The organism is Pseudarthrobacter sp. rb, assembly GCF_056389225.1.
In genome coordinates, this window is record NZ_JBWJAR010000007.1 from 149,614 (window position 1) to 166,638 (window position 17,025).

16 protein-coding genes are annotated in these 17,025 nt (G+C 62.9%); 12 read left to right on the forward strand and 4 right to left on the reverse strand.

Features of this window, described 5'->3' with window-relative positions; genetic code table 11:
- The first annotated feature begins 16 nt into the window (after positions 1 to 16).
- From ACWRN3_RS11600 to ACWRN3_RS11620, 5 genes are all read left to right on the forward strand, one after another.
- Positions 17 to 1,186 carry a mandelate racemase/muconate lactonizing enzyme family protein gene (locus tag ACWRN3_RS11600; RefSeq protein ID WP_255175268.1) on the forward strand — a complete coding sequence of 390 codons (1,170 nt, stop codon included), beginning with the start codon at positions 17 to 19 and terminating at the stop codon, positions 1,184 to 1,186.
- A gap of 53 nt (positions 1,187 to 1,239) precedes the next feature.
- On the forward strand, positions 1,240 to 1,698 hold the full coding sequence (locus ACWRN3_RS11605; protein ID WP_255175269.1) for a VOC family protein: 459 nt from the start codon (positions 1,240 to 1,242) through the stop codon (positions 1,696 to 1,698).
- A gap of 187 nt (positions 1,699 to 1,885) precedes the next feature.
- Complete coding sequence (locus tag ACWRN3_RS11610; protein WP_476740735.1) at positions 1,886 to 2,722, forward strand: cyclase family protein; 837 nt, start codon at positions 1,886 to 1,888, stop codon at positions 2,720 to 2,722.
- A 25-nt stretch (positions 2,723 to 2,747) separates the two neighbouring features.
- Positions 2,748 to 3,503 carry an SDR family NAD(P)-dependent oxidoreductase gene (locus ACWRN3_RS11615; protein WP_255175272.1) on the forward strand — a complete coding sequence of 252 codons (756 nt, stop codon included), beginning with the start codon at positions 2,748 to 2,750 and terminating at the stop codon, positions 3,501 to 3,503.
- Positions 3,504 to 3,634: 131 nt separating this feature from the next.
- Complete coding sequence (locus ACWRN3_RS11620) at positions 3,635 to 4,444, forward strand: alpha/beta fold hydrolase (protein WP_476740736.1); 810 nt, start codon at positions 3,635 to 3,637, stop codon at positions 4,442 to 4,444.
- Positions 4,445 to 4,487: 43 nt separating this feature from the next.
- Here ACWRN3_RS11620 and ACWRN3_RS11625 read toward each other — a convergent pair whose 3' ends face one another.
- Positions 4,488 to 5,126: a TetR/AcrR family transcriptional regulator gene (locus tag ACWRN3_RS11625; protein WP_476740737.1), complete on the reverse strand. Its 639-nt coding sequence runs from the start codon at positions 5,124 to 5,126 to the stop codon at positions 4,488 to 4,490.
- Between the two features lie 201 nt (positions 5,127 to 5,327).
- On the opposite strand from ACWRN3_RS11625, the gene ACWRN3_RS11630 reads away from it, so the two are divergent.
- The 7 genes from ACWRN3_RS11630 to ACWRN3_RS11660 all read left to right on the forward strand — a co-directional run bounded on the left by ACWRN3_RS11630 (position 5,328) and on the right by ACWRN3_RS11660 (position 15,271).
- Positions 5,328 to 6,827 (forward strand): ABC transporter substrate-binding protein, encoded by a 1,500-nt coding sequence (locus ACWRN3_RS11630; RefSeq protein ID WP_255175275.1) that lies wholly within the window; start codon positions 5,328 to 5,330, stop codon positions 6,825 to 6,827.
- A gap of 69 nt (positions 6,828 to 6,896) precedes the next feature.
- Positions 6,897 to 7,838, forward strand: a complete 942-nt coding sequence (locus ACWRN3_RS11635; protein WP_476740738.1) for an ABC transporter permease — start codon at positions 6,897 to 6,899, stop codon at positions 7,836 to 7,838.
- A complete protein-coding gene (locus tag ACWRN3_RS11640; RefSeq protein WP_324644922.1) occupies positions 7,835 to 9,682 on the forward strand; it encodes a dipeptide/oligopeptide/nickel ABC transporter permease/ATP-binding protein in 1,848 nt (615 codons plus the stop codon). Before ACWRN3_RS11635 ends, ACWRN3_RS11640 begins: the two co-directional genes overlap by 4 nt.
- Positions 9,679 to 10,539, forward strand: coding sequence for an ATP-binding cassette domain-containing protein (locus ACWRN3_RS11645; RefSeq protein WP_255175279.1), 861 nt, complete (start codon positions 9,679 to 9,681; stop codon positions 10,537 to 10,539). The genes ACWRN3_RS11640 and ACWRN3_RS11645 overlap by 4 nt, the downstream gene beginning before the upstream one ends.
- A 44-nt stretch (positions 10,540 to 10,583) precedes the next feature.
- On the forward strand, positions 10,584 to 13,064 hold the full coding sequence (locus tag ACWRN3_RS11650; protein WP_324644925.1) for a beta-glucosidase family protein: 2,481 nt from the start codon (positions 10,584 to 10,586) through the stop codon (positions 13,062 to 13,064).
- 29 nt (positions 13,065 to 13,093) lie between these two features.
- The gene (locus ACWRN3_RS11655) at positions 13,094 to 14,080 is read left to right on the forward strand and encodes an alpha/beta hydrolase (protein WP_476740739.1); all 987 of its coding nucleotides are present in this window, start codon (positions 13,094 to 13,096) and stop codon (positions 14,078 to 14,080) included.
- Between the two features lie 24 nt (positions 14,081 to 14,104).
- Entirely contained in the window at positions 14,105 to 15,271 is a 1,167-nt protein-coding gene (locus ACWRN3_RS11660; RefSeq protein WP_255175282.1) for a serine hydrolase domain-containing protein, read from the forward strand.
- 45 nt (positions 15,272 to 15,316) lie between these two features.
- Here the strand turns inward: ACWRN3_RS11660 and ACWRN3_RS11665 are convergent, their stop codons facing one another.
- From ACWRN3_RS11665 to ACWRN3_RS11675, 3 genes are read right to left on the reverse strand one after another with little or no spacing between them, the layout of a single operon-like run.
- Positions 15,317 to 15,616 (reverse strand): luciferase domain-containing protein, encoded by a 300-nt coding sequence (locus ACWRN3_RS11665; protein WP_476740740.1) that lies wholly within the window; start codon positions 15,614 to 15,616, stop codon positions 15,317 to 15,319.
- A 44-nt stretch (positions 15,617 to 15,660) separates the two neighbouring features.
- Complete coding sequence (locus ACWRN3_RS11670) at positions 15,661 to 16,485, reverse strand: alpha/beta hydrolase (RefSeq protein WP_476740741.1); 825 nt, start codon at positions 16,483 to 16,485, stop codon at positions 15,661 to 15,663.
- Positions 16,482 to 17,006, reverse strand: coding sequence for a VOC family protein (locus ACWRN3_RS11675; protein ID WP_255175285.1), 525 nt, complete (start codon positions 17,004 to 17,006; stop codon positions 16,482 to 16,484). Before ACWRN3_RS11675 ends, ACWRN3_RS11670 begins: the two co-directional genes overlap by 4 nt.
- Between the last annotated feature and the right edge of the window lie 19 nt (positions 17,007 to 17,025).

The following is a 17,025-nucleotide window of genomic DNA, read 5'->3' on the forward strand; positions in this document are numbered from 1 at the left end:
AAAGCCACACCAAAGGATGAGCAAAATTTTGTTACTTCAACCAGCCACTCAAACAACACCCGCGGGTGAGCGTGCAGTTGCACCACGAATCGTCGAAGTACGGACCGTCCCGTACGCGATTCCTTACCGCAAGCCCCTGCGTTTTGCCAGCGGATCGATTGATGTAGCGGACAATGTGCTTGTGGAAGTGGTCACCAGCGATGGTGTGGTCGGGTTTGCCGAAGCCCCTCCGCGGCCTTACACCTATGGTGAGACGCAGGCATCGATTGTCGCCGTTATCGAGAAGATTTTCGCCCCTGCCATCATCGGGCTCTCCATCCTCGACCGCGAGGCGGTGCGGTCGCGCCTGGCTCGAACGGTAGGAAATCCCACTGCCAAAGCCGCCATCGACATGGCAATGTGGGACGCCTGGGGCAAGACGATCGGCACGTCGGTACATCGCCTTCTTGGAGGCTTCGCTGATGGCTTGCAGGTCAGCCACATGCTGGGGTTCGATGATCCGGACACAGTTGCCGCCGAGGCTGTCGAGCTAAGGGAGACGTTGGGCATTTCGAGTTTCAAGATCAAGGTCGGACGGCGCCCCGTCCACCTGGACGTGGAAGTGTGCAAGGCAGTCCGGGAAGCCCTTGGCCCTGACGCGGAACTGTACATCGATGGGAATCGGGGTTGGACGGCGGCGGAATCGGCCGGGGCACTTCGGGATCTCGAAGCTGTGGGACTAAGTCGCGTGGAAGAGCTCTGCCCCGCCGACGATGTGTTGAGCAGGCGCTGGCTTGTTTCCCAATGTCCTGTGCCGTTCGTCGCGGACGAAAGTGCGCCCACGCCGGCTGACGTTACCCGCGAAATCCTTGCAGGAGCAGCGACCGCTGTGAGCATCAAGACCGCCCGAACAGGGTTCTCAGGTTCGCTGCGCGTTTCCCACCTTGCCGAAGGGCTGGGCCTCGAAGCGGTCATCGGCAACCAGATCGATGCGCAAGTCGGAACCGTTTGTTCCCTCGTCTTCGGTGCGTCCCAGGAAATTACCTCGCGTTCGGCAGCTGAACTGTCCAACTACCTGGACATGGCCGATGATCTGCTGGATCAGCCGCTCATTGTTGAGAATGGATACATGCGCGTTCCTGAGGGCCCCGGCCTCGGCATCCAGCTCGACCCGGAGAAAGTGGCCCGCTATCGGGTCGACCTCTGACTCCGGTCACTCTTGTCCGCAATAACCAACCCATCACATCAAAGGAAAAGTCAATGGCATACCTCCGCCTCCACCACGTGAATGTCACTTCAGACAACATGTCGATCCTGACGGACTTTTACGGAAAGGCGCTGGGGCTGAACCAGCTCCCCTCGCCCAAGATGATCGCCACGTCCAAAAATGCAGACAACGACATCGACGGCGACGCCGAGTGGGATACAGCCGCCAAGTTCTACGAAGCCGGCGACCCCAACGAACTGCAGATCCACGCCACCCAGCGCCAGCCGTACCTCGCAGCCCAGGAGGGACACTCGGTCAACCCGCTCATCGGAGGACACTTTGCGTTCCGGACCGATGACATCGAGGCCATCAAGGCACGCCTCACCGAGAACAACATCCCGTTCGACGACTGGGGCGTCTGGTCCGTCGAAGGCTGGCACCAGATCTTCCTCACTGACCCCGCCGGCAACATGATCGAGATCCACCAGGTCATGACGGACGGCGAAGCCTAATCACCCGATGACCACTCATCAAGCTTCACGCCGTTCCCCGGCCGGGGAATTTCCCCGGTATTACCAGCTGTTTGATCGCCCCGACCGGCTGCGGGGAACGGCCTGGGGCCTGTGGGGCCCGGCCGACCAGCTGGGCACCCTGAACCACCTCACACCGGCCCGTGTCCTTGAAGCCCGTGAGAGTATTTTGACGGGCGAAGTCATACCGCTCAACCTGCCGTTGACGGAATTCGAGCCGCCCATCATTGCCCACCGCGGTTCGATTCAACACACTGTGTTCGGCCTCAACGATTTCCACCGCGACGACCGGATCGACAATCTGTTCCTTCAGGCGTCGACGCAAATTGACGGGTTGCGACACTTCGGGCATCCGGACCACGGCTTCTACAATGACGCGGATCCCAACGGGCTGGTGGCGGGAAAACCCGGCCTCGGAATACAGGCCGTGGCCGAACGGGGGATCGCCGGCCGTGGCCTGCTCATCGACGTCGGTGCCTACCGGGACGCGGTCGGCCGCCCGATCGACCAGGCCACCAACGAACAAATTCCGGTGGCTGATCTGGATTCAACGCTTGAATGGCAGGGGAGCACCATCCGGCCGGGCGACATCATCATGATCCGCACAGGATGGCTCAAACACATCCGGGCGGACGCCAACCGCTCGGACGGCGCCCTCCGCTCGCCGGGCCTAAGCCAAACCGAAGAATCGGCCGCGTGGCTTTGGGACCATCAAGTAGCGGTGGCGGCGTCCGACAACATCGCGCTCGAAGCCTGGCCGGCAACGGATTCCAAACTCACCGTCCAGGCGGAACTATCAGGTGCGATGCCTGCCTCCAGCCACACGGGGATGCTGCACCGTATCCTGATCCCGTTGCTTGGGCTGAGCATTGGCGAGCTTTGGGCGCTCGATGAGCTGGCAGCTGCCTGCGCCGCCCGACGCCGATATGACGTCTTCCTCACGGCCCAGCCGCTGAACCTGCTGGGCGGAGTTGGCAGCCCGGCCAACGCAATGGCGATCCTCTAAACATGAATCTTCAGGAGTAATTGACGTGAATGACCACGAATCCGGGACAGCTGAAGCTGTCCTCATAACCGGCGGTGCCTCCGGCATCGGCCTCACCTGTGCCCGCCAGGCTGCGGCCCGGGGCGCACGCGTAGCTATTGTCGACGTGAACCCGTCAGCCGCGGCAGATGCAGTGGCGTCGTTGGACGGAGAAGGTCATGTCGCCGTGGCCGCTGATGTCACGGACGCTGGGGCCATGCGCCGCGCAGCCGACGAATTCGCGGCAGGTGGCGGACTGACCGGGGTTGTGGCCGCTGCCGGGATAGTCAGCCGGTCGGCGCTGCTGGACATCGATGCTGCCGAATTCCGGCGGGTACTCGACATCAATGTCATCGGAGTCCAGAACACGATCTCGGCCGCAGGGCCCCACCTTCTACGCGCAGGCCGGCTCGGGTCGGTGGTCGTCCTTGGCAGCGCCGCAGCTTTCACAGGAGGCGGGCTCATGGGTAACGGTGCGTACGCCACCTCAAAGGCCGCGCTCATCGGCTTGGTACGCGGATACGCCCGTGAGCTCGCGCCCCATCAGGTGCGCGTGAACATGGTTGCTCCCGGGGCGACTGAAACACCGATGACTGATGTTTTGAACGATGCAGATCGCGAGCGAATCGCCGGGATGTCCCTCCTCGGAAGGCTTTCCAAGCCTGAGGAGATTGCCTCAGCCATCGCGTTTCTCCTGGCGCCGGGCAACGGCACAATTACCGGACAAGTGCTCCACGTCAACGGCGGCGTGGTCTTCGGCTGAAACGCCACTTCCGGGCTGAAAGCGCCGGATGTTCCTGAGGCCGGGCTGCCCGCGAATCAGCCCGGCCTTTGGAGTCTCCTTTTTAGAGCTACAACCTCATCACTTTCGACCGATTGCCCAAGGAGGCAGCAATGACTGGTCAAACAAGGTCCTTTCGAACCTCAGACGGCGCACAACTGGTTTACGATGACTTCGGCTCCGGTCCGGCGGTGTTACTTGTTCACGGATTCACCTGCCAGGCGGCACACTGGGCCTTCCAGCGCCAGGCTTTGGTCGCCGCAGGTTACAGGACAATTGCGCTCGACCTTAGGTTCCACGGCCGCTCAGACTTCCCGGGCAGCGGTCAACGTGTCTCCCGCCTGGGCAAGGACGTCGGGGAATTGCTCGAGCATCTGGAGCTTGGCGAGGTAGCCCTCGTTGGGCATTCCTTGGGCGTCTCCGTCTGTCTCGCATATTTCGACCTGTACGGAACGGACCGCGTTCGCGCGTTCGTAGCAATCGATCAGTCGCCAAAAATCGTTAACGACGAATCGTGGGCCTGGGGTGTCCGGTCCGTCGAATGGGCCAATGTGTGGGATTCCGTTAACGGGCGCTTTCAATGGGGCAATCCGGCACTTGAGCCTCCAGCGCCGCCCCACGTAGCGCAACTCTTTTCCGAGATGGGCGGCCTCACGCAATTTCCCGATGGCGCTGTACTTCCGCTCCTGGTGGATCACTTCACAGCAGACTGGCGGGACGTTGCACCGACCGTGAATGTTCCGTCCTGGGTAGCCACGGGCCGCTTCTCGCCGTCTTTCCCGCTTGAAGGCATGCAGTGGCTGGCAGATACCATGCCCAAATCTTCCCTTTCCGTTTTCGAAAACAGCGGGCACTGCCCCCATTGGAACGAGCCGGAAGAGTTCAACCGCGAGCTGCTCACCTTCTTGAGGGCAGCCCTGTAAAACGGTGTGGTTCCCCGGCAGGAATACGTTCCTGCCGGGGGCACTAAAACTTTTCGGTAGTGATGGAACCCAGGAAGTTCTTTAACTCATCGGCCATGTCCACGGACTCGTTGTCCAGCAACCACTGCACCTGCAGCCCGTCCATGAGTGCCACCAGTTGCCGTGCGGCTGCCCCGGGCGTTACCCCGTGCCGCAACTTACCCTGCCGTTCCAAATCTGAGAAGGCCTGCCCACCAACTTCCCGCACCCAGTCGTAACGTCGCTGGAAGTACTCGTGGGCGGGGTGTGTGGGGTCTGTTGATTCGGCCGACAACACACAATGCAAGGCAACAAGTCCCGGCACAGTGGTGTTGTTGTGCACGAGCCGAACAATGCCATTCAGCGTTTCCATGCCGTTGTCGGTGACGATTCCGGCAGCCGCCCACGAGTCTTCATCACGAAGGGTCAGGACGGCCTCGAGAAGGGCCTCTTTGCTGGGGAAATGGTGGAGGAGGCCCGTCTTCGTCAGACCGATCTTGCCAGCGATGTCCTGGATCGATCCTGCCCGATAGCCGGCCGTGGAAAAAACCTCGAAGGCAGCCGTCAGGATTTCCTGCCGGCGTGCTTCTGTCTTGGCGTAGGTTCCGCGCGGCCGGCCGCGCCGCGGTTCCCGTGCGGCGGCAGTGGTCGCTGTTTCAGTCATCTTGAAACTCTAACAACCTTGGACAAGGCACGCCGGGGCGGGCGTCAACAGCTGTGCGGCGCGTCACATTTGGCGAAAAATCGATAGCGGCAGCGAAAACATACCGCATGGTCTGTTTTCATGTTACGGTCTCTTTCAATGGCTGTCCATGGTGGACGCCACTGACCGTGAAAGGGACCAATGATGTTCCGACCTACACGCATGGCCGCACTTGCTGCCGCCGTTGCCCTGAGCCTCACCGGCTGCGGTGGAGGGGGGGAAAGCTCTGCGGAGCACTCCTCGCAAACGCTCACGCTGGGCACCCTCATGGCGCCGAAATCTTTTGCTGCTGCCGACTCCGACTTTGCGAACGTTTCGCCCTTCTACCAGGCCGTGTATGACACCCTGCTCCGCATGGAACCTGGCGGAAAGCTGGTACCCATGCTGGCAACCGAGTGGAAGTACAATGACGACAAAACCGTCCTGACCCTGAAGCTCCGCGACGACGTCAAATTCACCGACGGCACCCCCTTCAACGCGGACGCAGCCAAACAGAACCTGGAGCGATTCAAGGCCGGAACGTCGGCAGACGCCCAGTTCCTGGCAGCACTCAAGACAGCCACTGCTGTGGACAGCACGACCCTGGAACTGGCCCTCTCGGCCCCAGACCCCGCATTCCTCGGCTACCTGTCCAAGGATGCATCGTTCATGCAGAGCCCGGCATCCTTCGGGAACGCGGACATCGCCACCAAACCTGTCGGATCCGGCCCCTACATCCTGGATACCGCAGCCACAGTCACCGGGACCTCATACTCGTACAAGAGCAATCCTGACTACTGGAACAAAGGCCTGGTCCATTACGACAACATGGTGCTGAACGTCTACCCGGAACAGACGTCACTCCTCAATGCCGTCAAGGCCGGAACGCTCAACGGTTCCCTCATTGACATTTCGATGATCCAGGAGGCCGAAGCGGCGGGCTACAAGAACAACACCTTCGAGGGCAACTGGACTGGACTGATCTTGTTCGACCGCGCCGGCAAGACCAACGCCGCCCTCAAGGACGTCCGGGTCCGGCAGGCGTTGAACTACGCCTTCGACACAAAGGCGCTGCTGGATGCTGTCAACCAAGGCCGCGGAACAACCACGACCCAGGTCTTCCCGCCGTCCTCGGACGCTTACGACGCTTCCCTGGACTCCCGCTATGCCTATGACCCTGCCAAGGCCAAAAAGCTTCTGGCCGACGCGGGCTACGCGAACGGCTTCACGCTGCAAATGCCGTCCACACCGCTCGTCAACAGCTCAATCTTCACCTTGATCACCCAGCAGCTCAAGGAAGTGGGAGTCACAGTGGAGACGGTCGACGCCGGCAACAACTTCATTGCCGATCTCCTGGCAGCAAAGTACGCCGCGAGCTACATGATCCTGGAGCAACAGTCGGACTGGCAGCTCATCAACATGAAGATTGCCCCGAATTCAGCGTGGAATCCCTACAAGTATGAGGACCCGACGGTTGACGGCTTGATCAACAAGATCCACCTGGGTTCCGGGGACGAGCAGAAGTCGGCAGCAAAGGAACTGAACAAGTACATCGTGGAGCAGGCTTGGTTTGCCCCCTGGTACCGTCCGCAGAACAGTTTCGTAACTGACGCGAAGACCAAGGTCGAACTCCAGACCGGCAACGTTTACCCCTACATCTGGTCGTTCACACCCGCTTCGTAGCGGAGGGTTGCCGGTCCGGCGACATTGCCCGGGCCGGCAACCTCAGCAACGTTTTCAAAGGATTTTCGAATGTACCGATTCGTGCTGAAGCGCCTGGTTTCCGGCGTCCTCCTGCTGTTCGTCATCACCACGGTCGCCTACCTGCTGCTGTACTCAGGCAGCGGCGACATCGCCCGCCGCATCGTGGGCCCCACCGCCACGGACGCCCAAGTTGCCATGAAGGCAAGCCAGCTGGGTCTCGACCGTCCCCTCGTTGTCCAGTACTGGGACTGGATTACCGGAGCCGTCACCGGCGACCTCGGCCGCTCCTGGTTCAATGGCCAGCTCGTCAGCACCGGTGTCAGCAGCAGGGTTTGGGTCACGCTTTCCCTCGTCCTCGGCGCCACCATCGTCGCTGCGTTTATCTCGGTAGTCGTGGCTGTTTGGGCAGCAGTCCGCCGCGGCTGGATCGACCGCGTAGTCCAGTTCGTGGGTGTCCTCGGCTTCGCTATCCCCGGGTTCCTGATCGCGCTGGGTCTGGTCTCCCTGTTCGCGCTCAACCTCAAGTGGTTCAAGGCCACAGGGTATGTGCCCATTACGACGTCGTTCGGCGGCTGGGCGGCGACGGTCACCTTGCCGATCATCGCCCTCTCCATCGGATGCGTCGCCGCCGTGGTGCAGCAGATCCGCGGTTCACTGATTGATGCGCTCCGCAAGGACTACGTTCGCACGCTGCGCGCCCGCGGATTGTCCTTCAACCGCGTTGTCTATAAGCACGTGCTGCGCAACGCGGGCGGACCGGCCTTGGCTGTACTTGCCGTTCAGTTCATTGGACTGCTGGGGGGCGCCGTCATCGTGGAACAGATCTTTGCCCTGCCCGGCCTCGGGCAGATCACGGTCGCCGCCACCGGCCAGGGTGACATCCCGGTCGTGATGGGAGTCGTGCTTGCAACCGCTGCCATCGTGGTGACCGTCAACCTCATCATCGACCTGGCCCAGGGCTGGCTCAATCCGAAAGTTCGGCTGTCATGATCGACGCTCCTCCCGCACTGCCCGTCACGGCAGCCAAGATTTCCCTCTTCCGCAAGCTCGTAACACACCCGACAGGTGCGGCATCGCTGCTTGTCCTGTTCCTGGTGGCACTGGCCTCCCTCCTGGCCCCAGTGCTGGCAACGCACGATCCCAACGAGGCCACCCTCAAGGATGTGCTGGCCAAGGCCGGATCCGGGCATCTACTGGGGGCCGACAGCGCCGGACGCGATGTCTTCAGCCGCCTGCTCTTCGCCGGCCAGTTCAGCCTCGCCGGCGCCGTGGTGGCTCTCGCCGTGGCGCTGGTCATCGGCGTCACGGCTGGGCTCATCGCCGGGTACTACGGCGGCTGGTTCGATGCGGTCTCCTCATGGCTCACCGGACTGTTGATGGCCCTGCCGGGAATGGTGGTCCTGCTGGCGGCCCGCGCAGTAGTTGGCCCCTCCATGTGGTTGTCCATGATGATCTTCGGTGTGCTGCTGTCGCCGGCTTTCTTCCGGCTTGTCTATGCGTCCGTTACCGCAGTCCGCAACGAACTTTATGTGGACGCGGCACGGGTTTCCGGCTTAAGCGACTTCAGGATCATCGGCCGCCACATCCTCACCGTGGTCCGGGCACCGGTCATCATCCAGTCAGCCATGGTCTTGGGCATCGCCATCGCCATCCAGGCCGGACTGGAATTCCTGGGGCTGGGCGATCGGAGCATCCCCACTTGGGGCAGCATGCTCAACGACGGCTTCATCAACATCTTCAAAGCACCCGCGCTGGTGCTGTGGCCGGCCCTGGTCATCGGTCTTGTCTGCATCGCCCTGACGTTGCTGGCCAACGCCATGCGCGACGAGCTGGAGCGCAGCAGCGGTCCGGTGAAGAAGGGCCGCAAGGCCGCGGCAGCGACTGCAGCAGCCGACGCCGAAGGTGCCGCCGGGAAGCGCGGGGACGCCGCCGTCGTCCATCCCGAAGAGCCGGGCACAGACACGGGCGAATTGCTGCTGGAAGTCACGGACCTCGGAGTCGGCTACGACCAGCCCGACGGGTCCACCACCCACGTGGTGAACCACGTGGGCCTGACAGTCCGGCGCGGTGAGGTGCACGGCCTGGTCGGCGAATCTGGTTCCGGCAAGACACAGACTGCGTTCTCCATCCTCCGGCTCCTGCCCCAGGACGGGCGCATCACAGGTGGTTCCATTTTCTTTGAGGGCAAGGATCTGGCGCACCTCTCCGAGAAGGAGATGACCAAGGTACGCGGGAAGCGCATCGCGTACATCCCGCAGGAACCCATGTCCAACCTGGACGGCGCGTTCACCATCGGCAGCCAGTTAATGGAACCCATGCGGGTGTGCCTGGGCATCTCCAAGGCTGAAGCCCGCAAACGTGCCCTGGTGCTGCTGGCGAAGGTGGGCATCCCCAACCCGGAACGGACCTTCAACTCCTACCCGCACCAGATCTCCGGCGGCATGGCCCAGCGCGTCCTGATCGCCGGCGCCGTGTCCTGCAATCCGGACCTGCTGATCGCCGACGAACCCACCACCGCCCTGGACGTCACGGTGCAGGCCGAAGTGCTGAACCTGCTTCGCGAGCTCCAGGATGAACTGAACATGGGCGTCATCCTGGTGACCCACAACTTCGGGGTGGTTGCCGACCTCTGCGATCGCGTCTCCGTGATGCAGACCGGCCGCGTCGTGGAAACCGGTCCTGTCCGGGCAATCTTCAACGATGCCCAGCACCCGTACACCCGCCAGCTGCTAGACGCGATCCTCGAAGACACCGCCCCCCGCGGGCAGTACATCCCGGCCACCGGCACAGCGCAGTTAGCCAAGCCCCAGGAATTGAAAGGAGTGACGTCATGACCGACACCCTGCTCGACGTCAAGGACGTCGTCGTCGAATATCCGCTCAAGGGCTTCCGGAAGGAACCGTTCAAGGCGCTCAAGGGCGTCTCCCTTGACATCCGGCCGGGTGAGACTGTGGGCCTCGTAGGGGAGTCCGGCTCGGGCAAGACCACCTTGGGCCGCGCCGTGTTGGGGCTGGCGCCCGTTACCGGCGGCAGCATCAAATACCGCGGCGAGGAGATCTCCAAGGCCCCCCGCGCCCAGCGCAAGGAACTCAGCAATGAGATCCAGGTGGTTTTCCAGGACCCGTACACATCGCTGAACCCCTCCATGACCATCGAGCAGATCCTCACCGAACCGCTCACCGTCCGCAAAGTGGACCGCAAGGCGGCCAACCAGCGCGTGGCCGAACTGCTGGACCAGGTCCGGCTGCCGCACGGCGCCGCGCACCGGCTGCCGCGGGAATTCTCCGGCGGACAGCGCCAGCGCGTCGCCATCGCCAGGGCCCTCGCCCTGGATCCAAAGCTCATCGTCTGCGACGAGCCCGTGTCCGCCCTGGACCTCTCCACGCAGGCCCGCGTCATGGAACTCTTCATCGAGATCCAGGAACTCACCGGTGTCGCCTACCTCTTCGTCTCCCACGACCTCGCCGTGGTGCGGCACCTCAGCCACCGCGTTGCCGTGATGTACCACGGCGAGATCGTCGAATGGGGCGACGGCGATCAGGTCACCGGAGCACCTGAACACCCCTACACGCAGCGGCTGTTCATGGCCGCTCCGATTCCCGATCCCGACCGGCAGGCCAAACACCGGGCCGACAGAGTACGCCTCCTGGAACTCCAGCACCAGCAGGACCTCCAGGCCGGCGTAGCCTGAAAAACAGCAAGAACATCAACGCAAGAACAGCCAAGAAAGCCACCATGGAATTCCTCACCGACGCAGCAAAAACCGACCACAGCACCGACGCACGACTGAAGTCCCTGATGGCTGAACTGACACTTGCGGAAAAGATCCAACTGCTGACGGGACGTGATTTCTGGACTACCTGGCCACTCGAAAAGATCGGGCTGCGGCGCATGCTCTTCTCAGACGGTCCGACGGGCGTCCGCGGTGAAGTCTGGGACGAGCGTGAGCCGTCCATGAACTTTCCATCAGCTGCCGCCATCAGCTCCTCGTGGGATCGGGCCATCGCCGACCGGCTTGGGGCGGCGTCGGCTGTTGAAGCCCGGCGCAAGGGAGTGGACGTGGTCCTGGGGCCGACGATCAACCTGCACCGTTCCCCGCTGGGGGGAAGGCACTTCGAAGCATTCAGTGAAGACCCGGTGCTGACAGCCGAGCTGGCGGCCGCCTACGTGTCAGGTGTGCAGCGCAATGGTGTGGGCGCCACCCCCAAGCACTACGTGGCCAACGATTCTGAAACTGACAGGTTCACCGTCGATGTCAAGGTGGGGGACCGGCCACTGCGGGAGCTTTATCTTCTCGCATTCGAAAAGGCCATCGTTGAATCGAAAGCGTGGCTGGTGATGAGTGCGTACAACTCCATTAACGGCATCACCGCGACCGAAAACGACCTTCTGGAAACCCCCTTGAACAGCGAATGGGGTTTCGACGGCGTGGTCATCAGCGACTGGACTGCAGTCCGCAGCATCGACAGTGCCGCCGCTTCCCAGGACCTCGTTATGCCGGGGCCGGATGGCCCCTGGGGTGAAGCCCTCGTCGCGGCGGTGAAAGCCGGCCGGATTCCGGAATCCGCGATCGAGCGCAAGGTGTTGCGGATTCTGCAGCTCGCCGCCCGGGTGGGTGCCCTGGAAGGCTTCGAGGCCGTCCGGCCCGAACCCGCGGACCGGGAGGACCTTGTCGCGTTCGCCCGGGAAGCCTCTATTGCGGGTACCGTGATGGTGAAAAACGACGGCCTGCTTCCACTGGATCCAACCGCGGTCCGAAAGGTTTCGGTCATCGGACACAACGCACGCTACGCCCGCACACAGGGCGGCGGCTCCGCCACGGTGGTTCCCGAAAGAATAGTCACGCCCCTGGACGGGATCCGCGCTGCTTTCGGTCCAGACAACGTCAGTTACACAGTGGGAGCGGTAGTGCAGGAAGGGATCGCGGAATTCCCCCTGGAACAAATCACCAATCCGGTCACCGGAGCCCCCGGCATCAGAGTTCGCTTTTTGGACGCCAACGGTCACGAGCTCTTCACCGAGGACCGACGCTCTACAGCGCTGGTCTGGTTCGGAGGAGACGCACCCATCTCGACAGCATCGACGGTTCAGTTCCACACCATCTACACACCGCACGAGACCGGCACCATTCGGCTCGGCTTCTCCAGCGTGGGGCATGGCCGTATTTTCGTGAATGGCGTACTTGTCCATGACGCCACGGTTGAAGCTGTTGGAACGGACCTGGGGGCCGCATTGCTCGCGCCGCCAGCAGCCTCGGTTCCGGTGGACGTGGTCGAGGGCACCCCACTCAACGTACGGGTAGAACTCACCAGCAAGACGGCAGGGGCACTATCGAACACGCTCGGAATCACGATTGGTACCGAAGCCGACAATGCGGACCCCGACGGCCTCATTACCGCAGCGGTGGAAGCTGCGCGCGCTGCCGACGTTGCGGTCGTCGTAGTGGGCACCAATTCCCGCGTTGAGTCCGAGGGATACGACCGTTCCTCCCTCGAACTCCCCGGCACGCAGGACCGTTTGGTCCACGCCGTGGCGGCTGCCAACCCCCGCACTGTCGTCATCGTGAACTCCGGTTCGCCTGTCCTGATGCCTTGGCGCGACGAAGTAGCGGCGACCTTGATCGGCTACTTCGGCGGTCAAGAGTTCGGCCATGCACTTGCCGACATCCTGACGGGGGAAGCCGAGCCCGGGGGCCGACTGCCCACCACATGGCCCGCACGCCGGGAGGACGTGCCCGTCATCAATGTCACGCCCGAGGCCGACGGGACCCTCACCTACGACGAAGGGATCCATATCGGCTACCGTGCCTGGCTCAAGGCCGAAAGGACGCCGGCATACGAATTTGGGTACGGGCTTGGCTACACGCACTGGAACCTGGATTCCGTGGATGCCCCGGCCACAGCCACGGCGGATACAGCTCTTCCAGTCACCATCGCACTTACGAATAGCGGCGCCCGCGCCGGCAAGAACGTCGTGCAGGTATACGCGGAAAGGCCAGACTCCGCCGTCGACCGCCCTATCCGATGGCTTGTCGCCTCCGTTCCTGTATGGGCAGAAGCCGGCGAAACCGTTACAGCCAGTGTGGACGTCCCCACCCGGCTCCTTGCGTACTGGGACAACGGCTGGACCTACGAGCCGGGCATGTACACCCTCCGCATCGGCACCTCCGTCAACGAACTCCCGCTGCAGGCAACGCTGGAACTTGTCCAGGACTAGGGCCCCTCAAGAGAAGGAACGACAAAGACATGGCCGATACAGGCACGCAAGTCCCGAGTACATCAATGGCCGGCCAGCTGATCCGCGGCCTGGAGCTGAACGGGCCCTTCCCGGACCCCAGAACTGACACAGACCACCAGTCACTTGTGTCCATCTATCCGGAGTTGGTCGCTGTATCTGCAGTCGACATTGATGTCCCGACCCCCGAGGGCCGGGTCCCCGGACGCCTGTACCGTTGTCCCGGCGAAGCCCTGGCTGGACTCGTCTGGGTCCACGGTGGGGCCTTCATTGCCGGCGACCTGGACATGCCCGAGGCGCACTGGGTCAGCCTCTACCTCGCCTCGCACGGAATTTCAGTGCTGTCACTGGACTATCGCAAGGCCCTTCACGGCGTGAAGTATCCGGCCCCGTCAAACGACGTACTCGCCGGTTGGCGCTGGGCAAGTGAGAATCTTGAATCTCTGGGGTTGCAGACTGTGGGAGACCTTCATCTTGGCGGGGCAAGCGCCGGCGCCGCGCTGACTGCCGCGCTGACGGGACGGCTGAGGGACGAATCCGGGCAGATGCCTGCTTCCTTGCTGCTCGCATACCCTCTCGTCCACGCCGAGCTTCCCCCGCTCAACGAGGATCTGCGCGGGAAGATGGCCGGCGTTCCCGCTGACCTTGCCTTCGGGCCGGACTTCATCCGGGACATCAACCTGAATTTCGCCGGCAGTGAGGACACGTTCAAGGACGCGCATGCGTTCGCCGGGGAGGGCGACGTCAAGGGTTTTCCCCCCGTCTACATCATCAATTCCGAATCTGACACCCTGCGCGCCTCAGGGGAACTCTTCGCAGCCCAACTGGAAGCCGCAGGAGTGCCAGTCCGCATGGAGATGGAACCGGACAGCATGCACGGACACCTGGACCATCCCCACACAGGACCAGCCAAACACTCCGTTGAGCAAATGCTCGCCTGGCTCCGCGGTGCCGCCGGGACGGCAGCACCGGGCAGCCAGTCGCCGGCCCACCACTAGTTTCCAAGGAAAGGTCCGAAGCATATGTCAGCCGTCACGGCTCCTGCCAAAAGCCAGTCCACAGGCACCGTCGCACCCGGGTTCGAGGACGTACAGGCCCAGTTTGATGCCTATCTCGCCGAGGACCTCAATTACAGCGCCCAGCTGGCCGTGTACTGGAAGGACCACCTCGTGGTTGATCTGGTCGGTGGAGACGGCCTGGAACGCGACACGTTGACGGGAACGTTCTCGGCGACAAAAGGCGTCGCCGCAATAGCCCTGGCGACGCTGGTCAGCTCAGGACAGCTGGACCTTGATCAAACGGTGGTTCACTATTGGCCGGAATTTGGCGCCAACGGAAAAGAACGGGTGCTTGTCCGCGAGCTCTTGTCGCACCAGGCTGGACTGATCAACGTGGACGCGGGGCTGGAAACCGCGGACATACTGGACTCCCGCCGCGCGGCACCCAAACTCGCGACGCAACGGCCGTACTGGCGCCCGGGATCAAGCTTCGGTTATCACGGCCTGACCATCGGATCCGTCATCGAGGAACTGGTGCGGCGGATTACGGGCCTGACCTTGCAGGAACTCTACGAGAACACCGTCCGCGCACCCCGGGACATTGACTTTTGGCTCGGCCTGCCGGAATCAGAAGAGGATCGGTTCGAAGCAGTACGTCCCGCGCAACCTACGACCGAACAGCTTGAAATCATGTCCGCAAGCCAGATGTCGCCGGATGGTCTTGGCGCCCTGATGTTCAACGGTGTCAACAGCCTTGTACCGCCAAACCTGGGTCCCTACTCACCCAATCGCCGCGAAGTGCGGGCGGCTGGCCCTGCCGCAGTTGGCGGTATCGGATCGGCAAGGGGGCTGGCGCAGGTTTACGCAGCAGCCATTGGCCTGACGGGGGATGCCCTCGTAGACTCCGATACTGTTGCGGCAATGGGGCAGCAGCAGGTGTGGGGAGTGGACAGGGTCCTGAATTTCCCGGCGTCGTTCGGTGTCGTTTTCATGAAGCCCCACCCAGGCTCTGATTTTGGCAGCTACCAGGCGTTTGGCCATGATGGTGCCGGTGGGGCGCTCGGGTACGCTGACCCGCTGTACGGCATCAGCTTTGGCTATATCCCGCTCCAGATGCAACTGCCGGGCGGCGCGGATGCCAGGGCGATCCACCTCTCGCAAACCGTGAGGGCTGCTGTCCGCCAGAGCTAGGCGCAAGGGAGCCATGGCCGTCTCTGGCCATGGCTCCGCGGAATGTCAGGCGTTCCCGCTGCCTGCGGGGAGCGTGGCGTAGGCGTGGCTTGTCTGCAGGATTCCGGTGACGACATCAAGCTCAGCGTCGTTTCGTGGTCCATAGATCATGACCATTCCCCGGGCAAGCCGGATCCCGGCCAGGGGATGAGCCACGCCCCAACCTTTGGCTATGGCCTCGCGGGCAAGGGCCGGAGGCAGGGCCGTATGCAGTGATCCATCGTACTCGGGGTGGAGGTGCGCAAACTCTCCGGCCTGTGGAACGAGGAATGCGTCAAGCGGCGCCCGTGCGTCGCGTTCGACCATGAACCCGGATGCACCGGGCACGGAGATGGCTGACTGGCGTGCAGTTACCCCGGGCAAGGCGAGGACACGGTCCAGGAGCCGCTCCCGGACGTGGCGCGGGCTATTGTCGGAGCGCTGCTCCTGCGGTATCGACCAGGAAACATCGGGGCGAGCGCCGGAACGAACCGGGAGCGCGCCGTCGGGAAAGGCGTTCCAGGTGCCATCGTCGGACGGCAGAGTGCCGCGGGAGGCGAGGAAGTGCAAACGCTCCGCGATCCAGCCGCCAAGCTCCGCAACAGTGTCATTGGTGAGGCCGTGGCCGCCAAGCCGGGATCGCGGCGGGCGTAGCTGGGTGCGCCGGAATCACCGAGCAGGTAGGTCCACGTTCGGTCCAGGAGCTCGCGGGGGATGACAGTGTCGGTCTCGCCTTGGGCAACGAAAACCGGCACCCCGGCCAAGCGGGCAGGTGAAGTTGGGACGCCGGCGTCGAACGGTAATGTTCCGTAGAGGATGGCAGCGCCTGCGAAACGCTGTGGATCGGACAGGAGCAGACCTCCTGCAAAGGCTGCGCCGCCGCTGAAGCCGACGAGTATCACCTGGCGACCCGGAGGTGCCACGTTGTCGAGCCACTTGCGGAACCAAGCCATCGTCTGATTGAGGGACTCCGCCACCGGACGGCCGATTCCACGGTTGGCAAACCAGGCGTAGCCCCCTCCGGCCGGAATCGGTGCGCGGACAGCGGCATACGACGGGCCCGCTGGCAAGTGTCCGGCCAAACCGATGATGCCGGTCTCGTCCGCGCCGCGTCCATGCAGCAGCACCACCAGGGGACGGTCGGTGGTGTCAGGGGTGTGCCAGACAACCGTGGGTTCGTCGAAGGCGTTATTCATTGGTTGTCCTCATCAGGATTAGTTTCGGTGATTCGGCCAGCGGTGGGTACACCGGACCATCTGCGCAGTTCGTCGTCGAGCTCCAGCGGCTCAACGGGCGCGGTGTTCGCGTACTCGCCCCAATGCTGGCGGGGAAGCATCCACATAAGTTCGAACTCGTTGCCGTCCGGATCCGCCCCGTAGACGCTTTTCGTGGCCCCGTGGCTGGATTGACCTGTGTACGCGCCGGCTTCTTCCAAGGTCCTTCGGGCTTCCGCTAGCTCTTCGATGGTGTCCAGCTGCCAGGCAAGGTGGTAGAGCCCGACGGCGCCACGCACCTTGGGCGGCGCGGTATCGCCTACCCCGAAGAGGCCGAGGTCGTGGTGGTTACCGGAGCGCGGAAGCCTCAGGAAGGACGCGTTGGCGCGCGGTTCGCGGGCGACGACTTCCATTCCGAAGAGCTGGGTATAAAAGCGTTCGGCCCTGGCAAGGTCGGTGACGAAGAGTACGGCATGGTTCAGCCGGACGGGTGAGACTGGCATCGGAAGGTGGTTCTTTCTC

Coding starts and splice junctions, on each gene's coding strand:
- ACWRN3_RS11600 (WP_255175268.1), top strand. CDS start 17: ATGAGCAAAATTTTGTTACTTCAACCAGCCACTCAAACAACACCCGCG.
- ACWRN3_RS11605 (WP_255175269.1), top strand. CDS start 1,240: ATGGCATACCTCCGCCTCCACCACGTGAATGTCACTTCAGACAACATG.
- ACWRN3_RS11620 (WP_476740736.1), top strand. CDS start 3,635: ATGACTGGTCAAACAAGGTCCTTTCGAACCTCAGACGGCGCACAACTG.
- ACWRN3_RS11625 (WP_476740737.1), bottom strand. CDS start 5,126: ATGACTGAAACAGCGACCACTGCCGCCGCACGGGAACCGCGGCGCGGC.
- ACWRN3_RS11630 (WP_255175275.1), top strand. CDS start 5,328: ATGGCCGCACTTGCTGCCGCCGTTGCCCTGAGCCTCACCGGCTGCGGT.
- ACWRN3_RS11635 (WP_476740738.1), top strand. CDS start 6,897: ATGTACCGATTCGTGCTGAAGCGCCTGGTTTCCGGCGTCCTCCTGCTG.
- ACWRN3_RS11640 (WP_324644922.1), top strand. CDS start 7,835: ATGATCGACGCTCCTCCCGCACTGCCCGTCACGGCAGCCAAGATTTCC.
- ACWRN3_RS11645 (WP_255175279.1), top strand. CDS start 9,679: ATGACCGACACCCTGCTCGACGTCAAGGACGTCGTCGTCGAATATCCG.
- ACWRN3_RS11650 (WP_324644925.1), top strand. CDS start 10,584: ATGGAATTCCTCACCGACGCAGCAAAAACCGACCACAGCACCGACGCA.
- ACWRN3_RS11655 (WP_476740739.1), top strand. CDS start 13,094: ATGGCCGATACAGGCACGCAAGTCCCGAGTACATCAATGGCCGGCCAG.
- ACWRN3_RS11660 (WP_255175282.1), top strand. CDS start 14,105: ATGTCAGCCGTCACGGCTCCTGCCAAAAGCCAGTCCACAGGCACCGTC.
- ACWRN3_RS11665 (WP_476740740.1), bottom strand. CDS start 15,616: ATGGTCGAACGCGACGCACGGGCGCCGCTTGACGCATTCCTCGTTCCA.
- ACWRN3_RS11670 (WP_476740741.1), bottom strand. CDS start 16,485: ATGAATAACGCCTTCGACGAACCCACGGTTGTCTGGCACACCCCTGAC.
- ACWRN3_RS11675 (WP_255175285.1), bottom strand. CDS start 17,006: ATGCCAGTCTCACCCGTCCGGCTGAACCATGCCGTACTCTTCGTCACC.